This window comes from Streptomyces sp. RP5T (genome assembly GCF_003933965.1).
GTDB lineage: Bacteria > Actinomycetota > Actinomycetes > Streptomycetales > Streptomycetaceae > Streptomyces.
On the sequence record NZ_RSAJ01000001.1, the window covers coordinates 44,739 to 60,896 of the forward strand.

Here is a 16,158-nt window from a genome sequence, read left to right on the forward strand (position 1 = left end):
GCCTGAGAGGGGCAGGGTCCTCATCCCGGCCCCAGGCTCCTCTCAGGCAACACTCAGGCACGTCTCTTACCGTCCTCTGACCATGGAGACGGAATGTAAGAGCGACGACCTTCCGGTGCGCGGCGTGACCGCCGCCCTGCCCGCGGGTACGCGTCTGCTGCACATCGGCCCGCACAAGACCGGCACCACCGCCATCCAGGGCGCCCTGTTCGCGGCGAAGGACCTGCTGCCCGAGCACGGTGTCGTCTTCCCGGCGCACAGCAGACACCCCATGGAAGCCGTCCTGGCCGCGTGCGCGAGGCCCGCGATGATGGGTGACACCGCACCCACCGAGAAGCACTGGACCCGGCTGCTGGAGAGGGTCGGGGCCACCGGCGGGAAGACCTCGGTGATCAGCAGCGAGTTCTTCGCCGACGCCGAGGACGACGACACGATCGCGCGGATCGTCGAGCAGCTCGGCGGGCGGGAGAGGGTGCACGTGCTGGTCACGCTCCGGCCGCTGGCGCGGATCATGCCCTCGCAGTGGCAGCAGTACGTCCAGAACGGGCTGCGCATGGGCTACGAGGACTGGCTCACCCACATGCTGCGCAAGGCGCCGTACGAGCAGCCCAACCCCAGCTTCTGGCGCCGGCACCGGCACGACCGGCTCGTGGCGCGCTGGGCGCGGGCGGTCGGTCCGCAGCGGGTCACCGTCGTCGTGGTCGACGACCGCGACCGTGGTGGTCTGCTGCGCACTTTCGAACAGCTCCTCGGGCTTCCCGAGAATCTCCTCCGGCCCGTGCCGGATGCCGCGAATCGCTCTCTCACCCTCGCCGAGACCGAAATGCTGCGGAATCTTAACAAGGAATTCCGCGGCAATGGACTGCCCGACGAGTTGTATTCCAGGCTCGTCCGCAACGGCGCCGTCATGCATATGAAGAATGCGTGCAGCCCCTCGCCCGAGGACGTGAAGATCCTCACTCCGGAGTGGGCCGTGGAAGCCGCTGCCGGGATCGGTGCCGAGATCGTCCGGAACATCACGGACTCGGGGGTGCGGATCGTCGGTGATCCGGGTCTCCTTTCCGCCGTACCGAAGACGCCCGCGCCGGCCGGGATCCCCGCCCCGCGCATCTCCCCGGAGGTCGCGGCCCAGGCGCTGTACGGGGCGCTCGCCTCGGCGGCCAGGACGCGTACCGTGCACCAGACGCCGTCGAGGGAACTGGTGCGGGTACTTGGTCACCGGTGCCTGAAGAAGCTGCGCCGGCGTTGAACTCCTGTGCCGTCACCGTTACCGGCAGTGCAAGATGAATGACAGGTAGCGCGTACATATGCAGTGAACGGCGGTCACCTTGCACAGCGGTAACCGCAAGTGGGACCATTTCCCCGTTCCCTGTCGCCCCGAGGTAGGTCTTCTGTGTCCCAGCACATCGCCAAGCCCCGTACCACCGCAGTGATCCTGGCCGGTGGTACCGGTCAGCGCGTGGGTCTCTCGATCCCCAAGCAGCTGCTGAAGATCGCCGGCAAGGCAGTCATCGAGCACACCCTGACCACCTTCGAGAAGGCCGACTCCATCGACGACATCATCGTCCTGATGGCGCCGGGCTACGTCCCGGACATAGAGAAGATCGTCGCCAAGGCCGGGTTCACGAAGGTCAAGAAGATCATCGAGGGTGGCTCCACCCGGAACGAGACCACCGAGCGCGCCATCGAGGCCCTCGGCGAGGGCCTGGCCGAGGGCGAGGACCTCAACGTCCTGTTCCACGACGCCGTGCGCCCGCTGCTCTCGCGGCGCGTCATCGACGACTGCGTGGCCGCCCTGGAGCGCTACCAGGCCGTCGACGTGGCCATCCCGTCCGCGGACACCATCATCGTCACGCGCAAGCACGGAGACGACGGCGAGTTCATCACCGAGATCCCGGACCGCTCCCGGCTGCGCCGCGGCCAGACCCCGCAGGCCTTCAAGCTGTCCACCATCAAGCGCGCCTACGAGGTCGCCGCCGGTGACCCCAACTTCCAGGCCACGGACGACTGTTCGGTCGTGCTCAAGTACCTGCCGGACGTGCCGATCCACGTCGTCGCGGGTGACGAGTACAACATGAAGGTCACCCAGCCCGTCGACGTCTTCATCGCCGACAAGCTCTTCCAGCTCGCCTCCACCGCCGCTCCCGAGCAGGTCGGCGACGAGGCCTACCGCGAGCTGCTCACCGGCAAGACCATCGTGGTCTTCGGCGGCTCCTACGGCATCGGCAAGGACATCGGCGAACTCGCCGAGTCCTACGGCGCCAAGGTGTACGCGCTCGGCCGCTCCACCACCGGCACCCACGTGGAGAACCCGGAGGAGGTCGACGACGCGCTGTCCAAGGCGTACGCCGAGACCGGGCGCATCGACTACGTCGTCAACACCGCGGGCGTGCTGCGCATCGGCAAGCTGGCCGAGACCGACAACGCCACCATCGAGGAGGCGCTGAAGGTCAACTACCTGGCCCCGGTGCAGATCGCGCGGTCGAGCTACAAGTACCTGGCGGAGACCAAGGGCCAGCTGCTGCTGTACACCTCCAGCAGCTACACCCGCGGCCGCGCCGAGTACAGCCTGTACTCCTCGACCAAGGCGGCGATGGTCAACCTCACGCAGGCCCTGTCCGACGAATGGGCGGGTGACGGCGTCCGGGTGAACTGCATCAACCCCGAGCGCACCGCCACTCCCATGCGGACCAAGGCCTTCGGCCAGGAGCCCGCGGGCAGCCTGCTGTCCTCCGAGGCGGTGGCCCGCACCTCGCTCGACGTGCTGCTCTCCGAGCTGACCGGCCATGTCATCGACGTCCGCCAGCAGGACCCGACGGCCTCCGCGGGCCAGGCCTCCGGCTTCGAGCAGGCCCTCGCCAGTGTGCTGGACCGTCAGGACGGCGTGGCATAATCAGGGACAATTAGTTTTCGGTAAATTCAGGCCTCTGTGGCTGCCCGTTCCTGGCGCATTCACAGGGGCCTGAAGCCGTAAGCAAGGTTCTGCAGCCCCAAGCACCGTTAATTCGTAAACAACCGGCATCCCTCCCAGAGCAGGTTTTCAGTGATAAGCACCGCTATTCGCGTCGCCCGGGTGGGCAGCGCGGCCGAACTGGCCGCGGCGGTCCTCATGCTGGCGGGCTACCCCGCCATAATGGTGGCCGCGCTCGTCCCGAGCGTCCCCGCCTTCGCGGCCGCGACCGCCGTCACGTACCTTGCGGACCACTATCTGCACCGCCAGGGCAGTTATCTGATCAACCGCCTCAGCAAGGTGCGCGCCGGTCTGTCGATCCGCTTCCTGATCAGACAGCTCCTGCTGATCCTGCTGCTGGCCCGGCTCGACCTCTCCAACAACCTGATCTTCTACGGGGCCACCGCCTGCTTCATCGCGTTCTACGGCCTCCAGGCCCCGCACGGCGCGCTGGTCACCCTGATCCGCAACCGCCGCCGGCTCCCGGTCGCCACCCGCAACGTCGACCTGGCCTCCCGGGTCCGCATCCCGGACGCCCCGCCGATGGGCCTGCTGAACCGGTCGGCCGAGAAGATGCTCCACCTCGACCTCGCGGCCGTGGTCGGCATACTCGTCGCCGCCGCCCTGGACTCCGCGCTGCCGGGCTTCATCGGCATCGGCGTGACGATAGTCCTGGGCTCCCTGTACGTCCTCGCGCTGATGCCGTACGTGCGCGGCAAGAAGGTCCCGCCGAGCGCGGACAAGGTCCTCGCCAAGGTCGACGACTGGCTGCGCGACTACCAGCCGGAGACGGTGCTCTACTTCTCCGGCTCCAAGGACTCCGCCTACCAGGTCAACATGTGGCTGGAGACCATGGAGCAGCTGGAGTCCCGGCCGCTGATCATCCTGCGTGAGCGGGTCATCCTGCAGAACCTCGCGCCCACCACGGTCCCCGTCATCTGCGTGCCTGGAGGGGTGCACCTGATGAACATGGACCTGTCCTCGGTGCGGGTCGCGCTGTACGCGGCGAACGTCGGCAAGAACATCCACCTGCTGCGCGTGCCCACCATGAAGCACGTCTTCATCGGCCACGGCGACAGCGACAAGCTGGCGAGCGTCAACCCGTTCAGCAAGGCGTACGACGAGGTGTGGGTGGCCGGCCGGGCCGGCCGCGACCGCTACGCCATCGCCGACGTCGGTGTCCGCGACGAGGACATCGTCGAGGTGGGCCGCCCGCAGCTGGCCCCGATCCAGAACGGGCAGGGCGTACCCGAGGGCCCCCGCGGCGGAGCCGCTGACGGATACTGCCCGACCGTGCTCTACGCCCCCACCTGGGAGGGCTGGGACGGCAACCCGGGCAACACCTCGCTGATGCTGGCCGGCGAGAACATCGTGAAGAAGCTGCTGAAGGCCGACCCGCCGGTCCGTGTCCTCTACAAGCCGCACCCCTTCACCGGCACGGTCCTGCCCAAGGCGGGTGCCGCGCACCAGAAGGTCACCGCGCTGATCGAGAAGGCCACCGCCGAGCGCGCCACGGACCCCCGCTTCAAGGCCGACGCGAGCGCGTCGGCCGCCGCCAAGGCCGAGCTCGCCCGCATCGAGGCGCGGCTCGCCACCCTGGCCGGCAGCGGAGCCGAGAAGGGCGACGAGGCCGAGGCCACCCGTGACGGCGTGGTCGACGTGGCCAAGTACGAGGAGATCGCCCGGCTGCGCGGCGAGTGGAACGACGCCTACTGGCGCTCCTTCCCCGTGTGGGAGCACCGGGTGATCACCGGCGCCGAACCGCGGCTGTACGACTGCTTCAACGTCTCCGACGCGATGGTCTCCGACATCTCCAGCGTGGTCTCCGACTTCATCGCGAGCGGCAAGCCGTACGCGGTCACCGACTCCGCCGAGCTCGGCGCGGAGGAGTTCAAGCGGCAGAACACCGCGGTGCGGGCCGCCACGATCCTGTCCAACAGGGCCACCGAGCTGGGCGAGCTGCTCGACGCGGTCCGTGACCCGGCCACCGACCCGATGGCCGAGGACCGGGTGGAGCTCAAGCAGTACCTGCTCGGGCCGGACGAGCCCACCTCCATCGAGCAGTTCAACACCGCGGTGGCGAACCTCGCGATCAAGGCCGAGGCGCGCAACGTCGGCCAGGAGTCACGGGCGGCGGCCTCCGCGGCGGAGGCCACGACCAAGGCCTGACCTCCCCTTCGTAAAGAAAGGGCCCGGTTTCGGGGGTGATCCCGAAAGCCGGGCCCTTTCTGCGTATGTCCCAGTGCCGGAACCAACCCGTTCCCCCGGCCGCCGTCCAGGGATCGCCCCTGAGCGGGTCCGGGGAAACAGACCGTTACTGGGGGAGAAGTGACCCTTGCGCAGCCTGATGTGACCGTGGTCATCGGGGCCTACGAGGCGATGCCGTATCTGGTGGCCTGTCTGGCCTCCGTCGAGGCCCAGACGATCGGGCCCGCGCGCATCGAGGTCATCGCCGTCGACGACGGCTCGGCCGACGGCACCGGGGAGTACCTGGAGGAGTTCGCCGCGCGCACCCGCCTCGACGTGACGGTGATCCGCCAGGACAACTCCGGCGGCCCCGGCGGCCCGCGCAACGTCGGTCTGGGCAAGGCGAGGGGGCGGTACGTCTTCTTCCTCGACGCCGACGACCGGCTCGGCCCCGAGGCCCTTGCGCGGATGGTCGCGATGGCCGACCGCAACGGCACGGACGTGGTCCTCGGCCGGGTCGAGGGCGTCAACCGCAAGCCCCCGACGTCGATGTGGGGGCAGACCCTGGAGCGCACCGACGTCTTCTCCTCCACCATCAAGTTCACGCTCAGCGCGCAGAAGCTGTTCCGCCGCACGTTCCTCGAACGGCACGGCATCCGCTTCGACGAGTCCCTGTGGACCGGCGAGGACGCGCTGTTCACGATGGAGGCCTATCTGCGGGCCGACGGCGTCTCCGTGATCGCCGACCACACCTGCTACTACCTGGTGGGCCGCGAGGACGGCAAGCACGTCACGAAGACCGGCGGCCACACCCCGCGCTTCGACTCCGCGCGCGCCCTGATGAACCTGATCGCCGACATGGTCCCGCCGGGCGCGCGGCGCGACGCGCTCATGGTCCGCCCCTTCCTCGTCACCCTGCTCCCGCAGTTCGGCCCGACGTTCCTGACGGACACCGAGGCGCTCCGCCGGGAGAAGCTGGAGCTGGCGAGGCCGCTGATGGACGCCCACTGGACCGGTGAGGTGGCCCACCGCCTCCGCGTCCACGAGCGGCTGCGGCTCCAGCTGGTGGCGATGGGCCGTCCCGATCTCCTGGTGGAGGTCCTGGAGTTCATGAGGACGAAGGACACCCCTCGGGCGGTGCTGGAGAAGGGCGGCCGCCGGGTGTACTTCGCCTACCCGTTCTTCCGCGACCGGTCGGCCGGCCTGCCCGACTCCCTCTACCTGGCCGAGCCGCGCGAGGCCCGGCACGTCGCGGGCTACCGGGAGGTCGGCGTCGACCAGTTGCTGCGGCGGGCGGTCCGCAAAGCGCGCAGGGTGCTCACCCCGGCAGCGTGAGCGTCCCGGAGGCGCACACGGTCTCCTCCTGCCGCTGTCCCGGCAGCCGCCGCTCGCGGGCCGCCGCGCACAACGCCTGAACGGCCCTGTCGAACCGTTCCTGCGCGGTCGGTTCGTCCGGCCCCAGCAGCCGCCGCTTCAGCTCGGCGCGGGCGCCCACGCGTTCGTCCCGCTCCGGATGCCGCACCGCGTCCAGCAGGGCGGGCACCCCCACCGCGTCCGGCGTCAGCACGGTCGCCGCCCCCGCCGTGGGAAACGCCGCACGGAACGCGGCCTCGCTCAGACCGCTGGTGTTCGCCACCGCGTACGGCTTCCCGCTCGCCAGGAAGTCGCTGACCACGCTGGACACATCGCTGATCAGCAGGTCGGCCCGGTTGAAGCAGGAGTACAGCGTGGGCCGGGCGTCGGTGACGACCCGGTGCTCCCCCTCCGGCAGCGAGGCCCAGTACGCCCGCTCCCAGGCGGCCGTCGCCCGGGCCACCGCCTCGGCGCGGCCCGGCTCCGGCGTGGACTGCAGCAGCATCCGCTCGACCGAGTCGGCCGCGGTCCGGAAGGAGGCGGTGGTGAGCCGGTCCAACTCCCGGGTCCTGCTCGACAGTTCCCCGTTATCTGAGGGCCGCTCACCGGTCCGCTGCCGGTTCGCCGCCCGTACCAGCTCACGGATCCTGCGGTCCGCCGCGCCCGCCCGCGGGTCCACCGACCCGGTCAGCGGATGCGGCTTGTACAGCAGCCGCACCCCCGGATCCGCCAGCAGCGCCCGCACGATGTTCTCCCCGGCCTCGATCACCGAGGTGTTGCCCGGGTTGCCGTCCCAGCCCTCCCAGGTGGGGGCGTACAGCACGGTCGTGTACGTCCCGGCCGGCGGCCCCTCGTACGGCCGGACGGCGTCCAGCTGCGGGCGGCCGATCTCCACGACGTCCTTGTCCTCGACGCCGACCTGGGCCGCCGCGTACCGCTCGCGGGCCGCGGGACCGGCCACCCACACCTCGTCGTAGGCCTTCGCGTACGGGTTGCACGAGGACAGCTTGTCGCTCTCGCCGTGGTTGACGAAGGTGTGCTTGATCGTCGGGATGCGCAGGACCTGGGAGGTCTTGCCGGAGTTCGAGGGGTGGATGAGGACCTGGAGGGTGGAGTGCTCCAGGCGCAGCAGCGTGGACACCTTCGGCAGGCAGACGATCGGCACGTCGGTGGCGGCGATCCTCTGCATCATGAACCGCTCGCGCAGGATGATGACCGGCTTCCCGCCGAGCTTCGCGAGCGGCTCCAGCCACATGTCGGCCTGGTAGGCGGAGGAGGCCCCGCCGGAGAAGTACAGGCCGACGGTGGGCCGGTACTCGGCGAGCCAGGCGTCGAACCAGTCCAGCACCTCCTGCTCGCCCGCCGGACGCCGGCTCGGCAGCAGTCGTACGAGAAGGCCGGCGAGGCCCACGAGGGCGAGCCCGAGGGACACCGCGATACCGAGGGCCGCGTACCGGGGTTCACCGGTGACCGCCGTGACCAGCAGGCCCGTCGTGGCGGGCAGGCCGTGCACCAGCAGGCGCGGGCCGGGGCGGCGCAGCAGGGCGGGCGGGGCCGGGGTCAGACGGAGCGCGGAGGCGTCGACGTTGCGGGTGAGCACCGGGAGGGTGCGGGTGCGGCGGACCAGGACGGAGGCCGCCTGGATCGCGCAGTGCAGCGCGTAACAGGCGAGCAGGCCGGCCACCAGCACGGTGTACGCCGTCTCCTCGTCCTCCGGGGCCAGCCGCAGCAGCCCGAGGACCAGCAGCAGGTCGCGCAGCACGTGCCGCACGGTGATGTCCGCGTGGGACTTGGCGAACAGCGACACCATGCCGCGCTGCCAGCGGTGCAGGACGCCCTCGACGGCCAGGGAGGCGGCCGTCGCGGCGAGCAGCAACGGGACGTGCGGACGCAGGGCCGCGGCGGCCTGGGCGACGACGGCGGCTGCCAGGACGGCGGCGACGAGCACTCTCGTCACGGTCTGCCGGCCCGGCAGCCGCAGCGCGGACCGGAGGTGGGGGAGGCGTTTTCGCACGGGGGACACTCCAGGGTCGTCGCGAGACGGACGCCTTGGTTAACGCGGGGTGGCCTGCGGACGACACGCGCGTGTCCTCCGCCCTCCGTGCCCGGAAGGTGCTAATGCGCGGGGTGCGGTCAGGCGAGCGGGGCCAGGAGATCCTCGGCGCGCTCCGCCGTCGACCGGTCGGCCAGGGCGTTGACGGCCGCGTTGAACCGCTCCATCGAGGTGGGGCTGTCCGGACCCAGCACGTACTCCTTGAGCGCGCGACGCCGCGGGGCCATGGGGTCGTGCAGGGGTTCGCGGACCGAGCGCAGGATCTCCGGCAGCCGGGTGCAGGCGCGGTCCAGGAGATAGGCGCCGCCCGCTGTGGTGTAGGCGGCCCGGAACTCCTCGTCGGACAGGTCCTGGGCGTTGGTCAGGACGTACGGCTTGAGGCTGGCCACGAAGTCGGCGACCACCGAGGAGACGTCACTGATGAGGAGGTCCGCCTGGTTGAAGCACTCGTACAGGGTGGGGAGCTGTTCGAGGATCACGTGGTGCCGGGCGCCGCTCCGGCTCGCCCAGAAGATCCGGTGCCACTCGTCCCGCAGCTCCTGCCACTCGGCCGTCCCGTCCCCGTCGGGGACCCGCGCGTCCCTCATCTGCTGGGCGTCGTCGCCCTCGTGCCGGCCGGACATCTCGTCGAGCCGGGCCCGGATCTCCTGGAGCCGGCCTCTCGCGGCCTCCGCGTCCTTCTCCGCGTCCTTCTCCGTGTTCTTCTCCGTGTTCTTCTCCGTGTCCTTCTGTGCGTGCTTTTCGTCGTCGTGCTTCAGCAGTTCCCTGATGGCCAGGTCCGCGGCGGCCGCCTCGGGCGAGCGCTTGCCGGTGAGCGGGTGCGGTTTGTAGATGATCCGGACGTTCTCCGCGAGGAGCCTCTCGATCAGCGGTACGCCCATCGGGGTCAGGGAGGTGTGGCAGTCGTCGTCGCTCCAGCCCTCCCAGGTGGGCGCGTACAGGACGACGGGCACCGGGCCGGGCAGGTGCTCGGTGTGCGAGCGGACCGGGGCCAGCTGCGGGCGGCCCACCTCGACGATGGCCCCGTCGCTGATGGCGTGCCGCACCCGCCGGTAGCGGTCCCGCCCCGCGCGTCCGGCCACCCAGATCTCGTCGTACACCTTGCTGACACGGTTGCTGCTGGCGAGCTTGTCGCTGTCGCCGTGGCCGATGAAGACGTGCTTGGCCTCGGCGATCCGCAGCATGTGGACGTTCTTGCCCGCGTTGCCGGGGTAGAGCACGACCTGGACACCGGACAGGTCCAGCTCGGCCAGGTCGTCCGCCTTGGGCACGCAGACCACGGGGAGGCGGGTGCGGGCCAGGAAGCGGAACGAGGCCCGCTCGCGCAGCACGATCACCGGGCGCCGGTCGAGCTGCTCCAGCGTCTCGATCCACATGTTGACCTGGTACATGAAGTCCCGGGACACCGCGGCGAAGCTGAAGTACAGGGCCACCTCGGGCCGGTACGCGTCGAGCCGGCGGTTGACCTCGCCGATCACCGCGTCCCGATCCGGCATCAGGCGCACCGCGCGAAACCGCCCCAGCAGGGCCGTCAGGGCGGCCGCGGCGGCACCGACCGTCACCGCGTAACCGACGTAGGCCGCGTACCAGGTTCCGGTCGCCAGCGCGATGATCAGTCCCGTGTGGGCCGCGAGGTCGAGGTGGAGCAGCTTGCGCAGGAAACGCCGGTAAAGGCCGGCGGGCGGGCGCTCGGGGATTTCCATCCCGCTCATGTCGAGATTGCGCACGATCACCGGCAGTACGCGGCGTCTGCGGATCGCGTGGTGCAGTGCCGAATACATCGTCACCAGCAGGAAATGGGCGCTGAGGGCGGCGAGCCCGATGACCAGCACCGCGTCCGGCGCCGCCATCCGGTCGGCCAGGGCGAGCAGCATGACCGTGCGCACGGCGAACCGCATGGTGCGGCTCAGCTGGAGGGTCGCGAGACGCCGCACGAACCCCGGTGCCCTGGCGTGCAGGGCCTCGTCGGTCAGATACGTCACGGCCCACGCCGCCGTGAAGCCCCACAGTGACGGCAGCAGTGCCAGAACGGGCAGCGCCGCGAAACCGGCGGCGAAAAGGATCACCAGGAGAAGTTCGGCTTTCCCGCGAACGCGCAGGACGGCGCACAACCGACGGATCGTCATGGGCAGGGCTTTCTTGAGCGGCGATGACCTTGATGTCGGCCAGTTCGACACGAGGAAGTGATGAATGGTTGTACATCTTCTGGTCGGAAAGAATTCACTTCCGATTAACAGGAGGGTGTAATTCCGTTTTTCTCGGAACGGGAACCGGAACCGCCCCCGAAGGCGTCCGGTACCGGGTCCGGGGACTGGACGGATGCGCGGCGCCGGGTCCCCTTCGCGTACATTGCGGACGAGGTACCCATCACGTGCGCGAGGGGACAGGACACAAGGTGGCAGGGGCAAGGCAGGCCGTGGGCGAGGCCCGCAGGATCGTCGTCAAGGTCGGTTCCTCGTCGCTGACCACCGCCGCCGGCGGCCTCGACGCCGACCGGGTCGACGCGCTCGTCGACGTCCTCGCCAAGAGCCGCAGCGGGGGAGAGCGCGAGATCGTCCTCGTCTCCTCCGGGGCCATCGCCGCCGGACTCGCCCCGCTGGGCCTGCGCCGCCGCCCCCGGGACCTGGCCCGCCAGCAGGCCGCCGCCAGTGTCGGCCAGGGCCTGCTCGTCGCCCGCTACACCGCCTCCTTCGCCCGCTACGGCGTCCGCGTCGGCCAGGTGCTGCTGACCAGCGACGACATGAGCCGCCGCGCCCACCACCGCAACGCCTCCCGCACCCTCGACAAGCTCCTCGCGATGGGCGCGCTCCCGGTCGTCAACGAGAACGACACCGTCGCCACCGACGAGATCCGTTTCGGCGACAACGACCGGCTCGCCGCCCTGGTGGCCCACCTGGTCCACGCCGACCTGCTCGTCCTGCTCTCCGACATCGACGGCGTGTACGACGGCGACCCCGGCAAGGCGGGCACCTCGCGGATAGCCGAAGTGCGCGGCCCCGAGGACCTGGCCGGCGTCGAGATCGGCAGCGCCGGCAAGGCGGGCGTCGGCACCGGCGGCATGGTCACCAAGGTCGAGGCCGCCCGGATCGCCGCCGCCGCCGGCATCCCCGTGGTACTGACCAGCGCGGTCCACGCCGCCGAGGCGCTGTCCGGCGGTGACACCGGCACCTACTTCCACCCCGCCGACAAGCGCTCCGCCGACCGGCTGCTGTGGCTCCAGCACGCGTCCACCCCGCAGGGCTCGCTGACCCTGGACGACGGCGCGGTCCGGGCGGTCGTCGACCGCCGCACCTCGCTGCTGCCGGCCGGGATCGCCTCCGTCGAGGGCGAGTTCGTCGCGGGTGACCCCGTCGAGCTGCGGGACGGCACCGGGCACGCCGTGGCCCGCGGGCTCGTCAACTTCGACGCCAAGGAGATCCCGCGGCTGATCGGCCGCTCCACCCGGGAGCTGGCGCGCGAGCTGGGACCGGCCTACGAGCGGGAGGTCGTCCACCGGGACGACCTGGTGATCCTGCACCCCTGAGGACCGCCCGGCGGCCGGACGGGGCGCGGTTGCCCGAAAACGGGGTGAACGCCCTGCCAAGACAGTCGCCATGAGGTGGACGTTCCGCAAAACCGCCCCACGAGCTCTTGCGGCCTGCTCAACTTTGTCCCAGGGACACATTCCGCCCGACCCGTGGGGTCGACCTGTGATGAAGGAGGCCGTCGTGAGACGAGTGCGCCCTGGGGCGGCGGCGTCCCGCGCGGGTACGGCGACTCCCCGCGGCGGATCCGGTCCACTCGGGGGGTCGGTGACGCGGATGACCGACGGCGGTTCGGGTCCGGCCCCGGGCTCCGTGCCGGCCCCGGCGGCCGGCGAGACGGGCGACCCGGCCATGCCGGCGGCGGGTGGATCTTCGGCCAGGGCCGCGGGTGAGGCCGGTGGGCCGGCCGTGCGGGCGACGAGGGAGGGGCGGGCGCTGACCAGGGTCGCGAGCGGTGAGGAACGGGCGCTCACGAGCGTCGCGGCCGGTGACCGGTTCAAGGCGGAGGAGCCCCGGGACCTGCCGCGGCTGTGGCATGTCACCCTCAGCGTCTCCGGCGAGGAGGCCCCCCTGAAGGAGGTCCGGCGCGCCCTCGAACAGCTCGCCCACGACCACCCCTTCCTGCTGACCAGCCGCTACGCCAACGACCACGCGGAGATCCGGTACTGGGAGGAGGCCCGCGACCTGCACGACGCGGCCGCCGTCGCCCTGCGCCTGTGGGGCGAGCACCGGCAGACCGCGGGCCTGCCGCCCTGGGAGATCGTCGGCCTGGAGGTCATCGACCGCCAGACGTACCACCAGCGCATCGCCGAGGGCTACGGCCCGGCACCGGCCTCACCCGTGGGCGTGCACCCCTACTGAGGACCCGCCGTCGGCTTTGCGAGGTCTGGGGGTTCTGCGGGACTTGTCTCGGGGTGTGGAATGCGCCGTGAACCGCCGCGCGCGGCGCACTACCCTTCCCCTATGACCTCCCTCTCGCCGTACGACTCCATGACCCCGGTCACCCAGGCCGCCTACCGGGCAAAGGCCGCCGCCGCCGACCTCGCCCCGCTGCCCAGGGCCGAGAAGGACGACGCGCTGCTCGCCATCGCGGACGCCCTGGAGGTCCGCACGAGCGAGATCGTCGAGGCCAACGCCAAGGACGTGGCCAAGGCCCGCGAGGCCGGCACCAGCGAGACGGTCATCGACCGGCTGACCCTCACCCCGGAGCGGGTGCGCGCCATCGCCTCCGACGTCCGGGACGTCGTCGCGCTGCCCGACCCGGTCGGCGAGGTCGTCCGCGGCTCGACCCTGCCGAACGGCATCGACCTGCGCCAGGTCCGCGTCCCGCTCGGCGTGGTCGGCATCATCTACGAGGCCCGCCCGAACGTCACGGTCGACGCCGCCGCCCTGTGCCTGAAGTCCGGCAACGCCGTCCTGCTGCGCGGCTCCGCCTCCGCCTACGAGTCGAACACCGCCCTCGTACGGGTCCTGCGCGACGCCGTGGGCGGGGCCGGGCTGCCCGCCGACGCCGTCCAGCTCGTGCCCGGCCAGTCCCGCGAGAGCGTGCAGGAGCTGATGCGCGCCCGCGGCCTGGTCGACGTGCTCATCCCGCGCGGCGGCGCCTCGCTGATCCAGACCGTCGTCACCGAGTCGATCGTCCCCGTCATCGAGACCGGCACCGGCAACTGCCACGTCTACGTCGACGCCCACGCCGACCTCGACATGGCGATCGACATCCTGATCAACTCCAAGGCCCAGCGGCCCAGCGTCTGCAACGCCGCCGAGACGCTCCTGGTCCACCAGGACATCGCCCCCGAGTTCCTGCCGCGCGCGCTGGACGCCCTCGCCGAGGCCGGCGTGACCGTCCACGCCGACCAGCGGGTGCTGGCGTACGCGAAGGACACCAAGGCGACCGTCGTCGAGGCCACCCTGGAGGACTGGGACACCGAGTACCTCTCCTACGACATCGCCGCCGCCGTCGTCGACTCGCTCGACAAGGCCGTCGAGCACATCCGGCTGTGGACCTCCGGGCACACCGAGGCCATCGTCACCACCTCCCAGCAGGCCGCCCGCCGCTTCACCCAGCTGGTCGACTCCACGACCGTCGCGGTCAACGCCTCCACCCGCTTCACCGACGGCGGCCAGTTCGGCTTCGGCGCGGAGATCGGCATCTCCACCCAGAAGCTGCACGCGCGCGGTCCCATGGGCCTGCCGGAGCTCACCAGCACGAAGTACATCGTCACCGGCGACGGCCACATCCGCCGCTGAGCCGGGGCCCTGCCCGGTCCGGGAGGTGTCTCACAGGGCGGATGAATTTCCATACCGTCTGCCCAAAATGACCCCCCAGGTCTACTCTGGACTCGTGCCGGAGGACGTGGGGGGCACGCCGTTCCCTGACGGCTGGGAGCCCGACGACGACCACGACCGCGGGGTGTCGGACGAAGAGTTCGCCTCCGTGGTCTTCGACGAGGCCTTCGTACGGGCGGCCGTGGTGCACGAGCCGACCGCCGTCGAGCGCCTCCTGGCCGCGGCCCAGGCGAGAGCGGAGGCCTCCGAGGCCGAGGCCCGCCGCGCCCGCCCCAGAGCCGAGCGGTACGACGACGCGTACGGACCCCGCGGTTTCGGCCATGATCCCGAACTCGACGACCTGGACGACACCGAGATCCTCGAAGGCCGCTACGGCGCCCCCGGGACCTACGGCAAGCAGGTCCGCTGGCACCGTCCCGTCGCCTGGATGCTGGCCCTCGTCATGGGTGTCGGCATGGTGGCGCTGGCCTTCACCGCGGTCTACCGGGGCTCCTCCTCCGGCAGCCGCGACCGGGTTCCGCCGCCCGCCTCGACCGGTCTGGAGCAGGGGAGCACGGTGACGCCCTCCGCTTCCGCCGACTACTCCCAGCCAGCCGTCTCCGCGGTCCCGCGAACGCCCTGACAATCCTGGTGAGAACCTGTCAGAACTTGTCGCACGGCGGGGCGTTTACCTGAGCTTCCCGAGACCTACCCTGAAGATATGGGAGGGCCAGGAGACCCACCCGAGGGGACTCCCGAGGGCGGCCCCGTGGGTGGTGAGGACGAGTACCGATCCGTCGTCTTCGACGAATCGTTCGTCCGCGCTGCCCGCCTCCAGGAGTACTCCGCGCGGGAGCGCATGACCGACCACGCACCCGCCGTCCGCCGCCGCCCGCCGCTGCGCCGGGGACTGTCCCGGCAGGTCCTGATCCTGGTCCTGCTGATCGCCGTCGCCTTCGGCACCGCGATCTACATGGGAGTACGGCACCCCTACCAGACCACCGCGATCCCGCAGCCGGTCGAACCGCTGCGGATGACCGTCATCCCGCTGGCGCCCGAGGGGAAGGTCCCGGGGCACCCCGACGCCGAGTACCTGTACGCGCACAGCCCCGCCGCGCAGTACCGCATCGGCGCCGAGGGCATACCGCTGCCGGCCTCCCGCCGTACCGCGCACTTCTCCGACAGCCAGGTCGTGTCCGCGCTGACCACCGCGAAGGACTACATCGTGCGGTCCGCCCTGGACCCGGACGTCCTCGCCGGGGCGGACGTCCGCGCGGCGCGGGTGCTCCTCGACTCGGCCCAACTCGCCCAGTTCGACCAGAGTTTCGCCCACCCCGCCGCCGACGGGCGGCACGCGCCTACCGGATGGCTGGTCCGTTTCGACCCCGCCCGGACGCGGCTCGCCGACAGCAGGATCCGGGTGCAGGGGAGTCTCCAGGCGGCCGAGACGGACTCGGCGACGCTGGAGGTGACGGCGGACCACACCTTCGTGTACGCGTTGCGGGCGGCGGGGAAGAGCGCCTCCGACCAGACCTCGCTGTTCACCGTCCGGCGCGAGCTGCACTTCCGGTTCGACCGGGACGACCTGCGGCTGCACACGGCCCAGCTGGTCGTCTCCTACGTCCAGGCCGGGCCCCTGTCCTGCGCGGAGGACTCCACGAACCGTCTGCACCCTCTGCTGGCCGGCCAGACCCCGAAGCCCGGCGGCCCAGCGGGAACGGACCCCTACGCCACCGGCAGCGCGACGGCCCTGTGCGGCTCCCTGGCGACGAGCGCCCAGCCGCGGGTGTGAGGCGGGTTGCCGCCGGGGGCCTGCGGTGAGG

11 protein-coding genes are annotated in these 16,158 nt (G+C 71.0%); 9 read left to right on the plus strand and 2 right to left on the minus strand.

What is annotated here, in order from left to right:
• The first annotated feature begins 82 nt into the window (after window positions 1–82).
• The 4 genes from EHS43_RS00185 to EHS43_RS00200 all read left to right on the plus strand — a co-directional run bounded on the left by EHS43_RS00185 (window position 83) and on the right by EHS43_RS00200 (window position 6,472).
• The gene (locus EHS43_RS00185) at window positions 83–1,249 is read left to right on the plus strand and encodes a hypothetical protein (protein ID WP_125188235.1); all 1,167 of its coding nucleotides are present in this window, start codon (window positions 83–85) and stop codon (window positions 1,247–1,249) included.
• Between the two features lie 144 nt (window positions 1,250–1,393).
• Window positions 1,394–2,893, plus strand: coding sequence for a bifunctional cytidylyltransferase/SDR family oxidoreductase (locus EHS43_RS00190; RefSeq protein ID WP_125188237.1), 1,500 nt, complete (start codon window positions 1,394–1,396; stop codon window positions 2,891–2,893).
• 150 nt (window positions 2,894–3,043) lie between these two features.
• Window positions 3,044–5,119 (plus strand): hypothetical protein, encoded by a 2,076-nt coding sequence (locus EHS43_RS00195; RefSeq protein ID WP_260470319.1) that lies wholly within the window; start codon window positions 3,044–3,046, stop codon window positions 5,117–5,119.
• A gap of 159 nt (window positions 5,120–5,278) precedes the next feature.
• On the plus strand, window positions 5,279–6,472 hold the full coding sequence (locus tag EHS43_RS00200) for a glycosyltransferase family 2 protein (RefSeq protein WP_125188239.1): 1,194 nt from the start codon (window positions 5,279–5,281) through the stop codon (window positions 6,470–6,472).
• Here EHS43_RS00200 and EHS43_RS00205 read toward each other — a convergent pair.
• Together EHS43_RS00205 and EHS43_RS00210 are read right to left on the minus strand one after the other, a co-directional pair.
• The gene (locus EHS43_RS00205; protein WP_185806064.1) at window positions 6,456–8,465 is read right to left on the minus strand and encodes a hypothetical protein; all 2,010 of its coding nucleotides are present in this window, start codon (window positions 8,463–8,465) and stop codon (window positions 6,456–6,458) included. The genes EHS43_RS00200 and EHS43_RS00205 overlap by 17 nt on opposite strands.
• Before the next feature lie 158 nt (window positions 8,466–8,623).
• Window positions 8,624–10,669, minus strand: a complete 2,046-nt coding sequence (locus tag EHS43_RS00210) for a hypothetical protein (protein WP_125188243.1) — start codon at window positions 10,667–10,669, stop codon at window positions 8,624–8,626.
• Window positions 10,670–10,959: 290 nt separating this feature from the next.
• On the opposite strand from EHS43_RS00210, the gene proB reads away from it, so the two are divergent.
• The 5 genes from proB (at window position 10,960) to EHS43_RS00235 (ending at window position 16,127) form a co-directional block, all read left to right on the plus strand.
• A complete protein-coding gene (proB, locus tag EHS43_RS00215) occupies window positions 10,960–12,066 on the plus strand; it encodes a glutamate 5-kinase (protein WP_125188255.1) in 1,107 nt (368 codons plus the stop codon).
• Between the two features lie 352 nt (window positions 12,067–12,418).
• Complete coding sequence (locus tag EHS43_RS00220) at window positions 12,419–12,928, plus strand: hypothetical protein (RefSeq protein ID WP_260470322.1); 510 nt, start codon at window positions 12,419–12,421, stop codon at window positions 12,926–12,928.
• Between the two features lie 102 nt (window positions 12,929–13,030).
• A complete protein-coding gene (locus EHS43_RS00225) occupies window positions 13,031–14,317 on the plus strand; it encodes a glutamate-5-semialdehyde dehydrogenase (protein WP_125188245.1) in 1,287 nt (428 codons plus the stop codon).
• A gap of 67 nt (window positions 14,318–14,384) precedes the next feature.
• Window positions 14,385–14,978, plus strand: coding sequence for a hypothetical protein (locus tag EHS43_RS00230; protein WP_125188247.1), 594 nt, complete (start codon window positions 14,385–14,387; stop codon window positions 14,976–14,978).
• Window positions 14,979–15,056: 78 nt separating this feature from the next.
• The gene (locus EHS43_RS00235; protein ID WP_125188249.1) at window positions 15,057–16,127 is read left to right on the plus strand and encodes a hypothetical protein; all 1,071 of its coding nucleotides are present in this window, start codon (window positions 15,057–15,059) and stop codon (window positions 16,125–16,127) included.
• Window positions 16,128–16,158 lie beyond the last annotated feature (31 nt).

What these genes read in the sequence shown, in the direction of transcription:
- EHS43_RS00185 (WP_125188235.1), top strand. Translation starts at nt 83, where the DNA reads ATGGAGACGGAATGTAAGAGCGACGACCTTCCGGTGCGCGGCGTGACC.
- EHS43_RS00210 (WP_125188243.1), bottom strand. Translation starts at nt 10,669, where the DNA reads ATGACGATCCGTCGGTTGTGCGCCGTCCTGCGCGTTCGCGGGAAAGCC.
- EHS43_RS00220 (WP_260470322.1), top strand. Translation starts at nt 12,419, where the DNA reads ATGCCGGCGGCGGGTGGATCTTCGGCCAGGGCCGCGGGTGAGGCCGGT.
- EHS43_RS00225 (WP_125188245.1), top strand. Translation starts at nt 13,031, where the DNA reads ATGACCTCCCTCTCGCCGTACGACTCCATGACCCCGGTCACCCAGGCC.
- EHS43_RS00230 (WP_125188247.1), top strand. Translation starts at nt 14,385, where the DNA reads ATGACCCCCCAGGTCTACTCTGGACTCGTGCCGGAGGACGTGGGGGGC.
- EHS43_RS00235 (WP_125188249.1), top strand. Translation starts at nt 15,057, where the DNA reads ATGGGAGGGCCAGGAGACCCACCCGAGGGGACTCCCGAGGGCGGCCCC.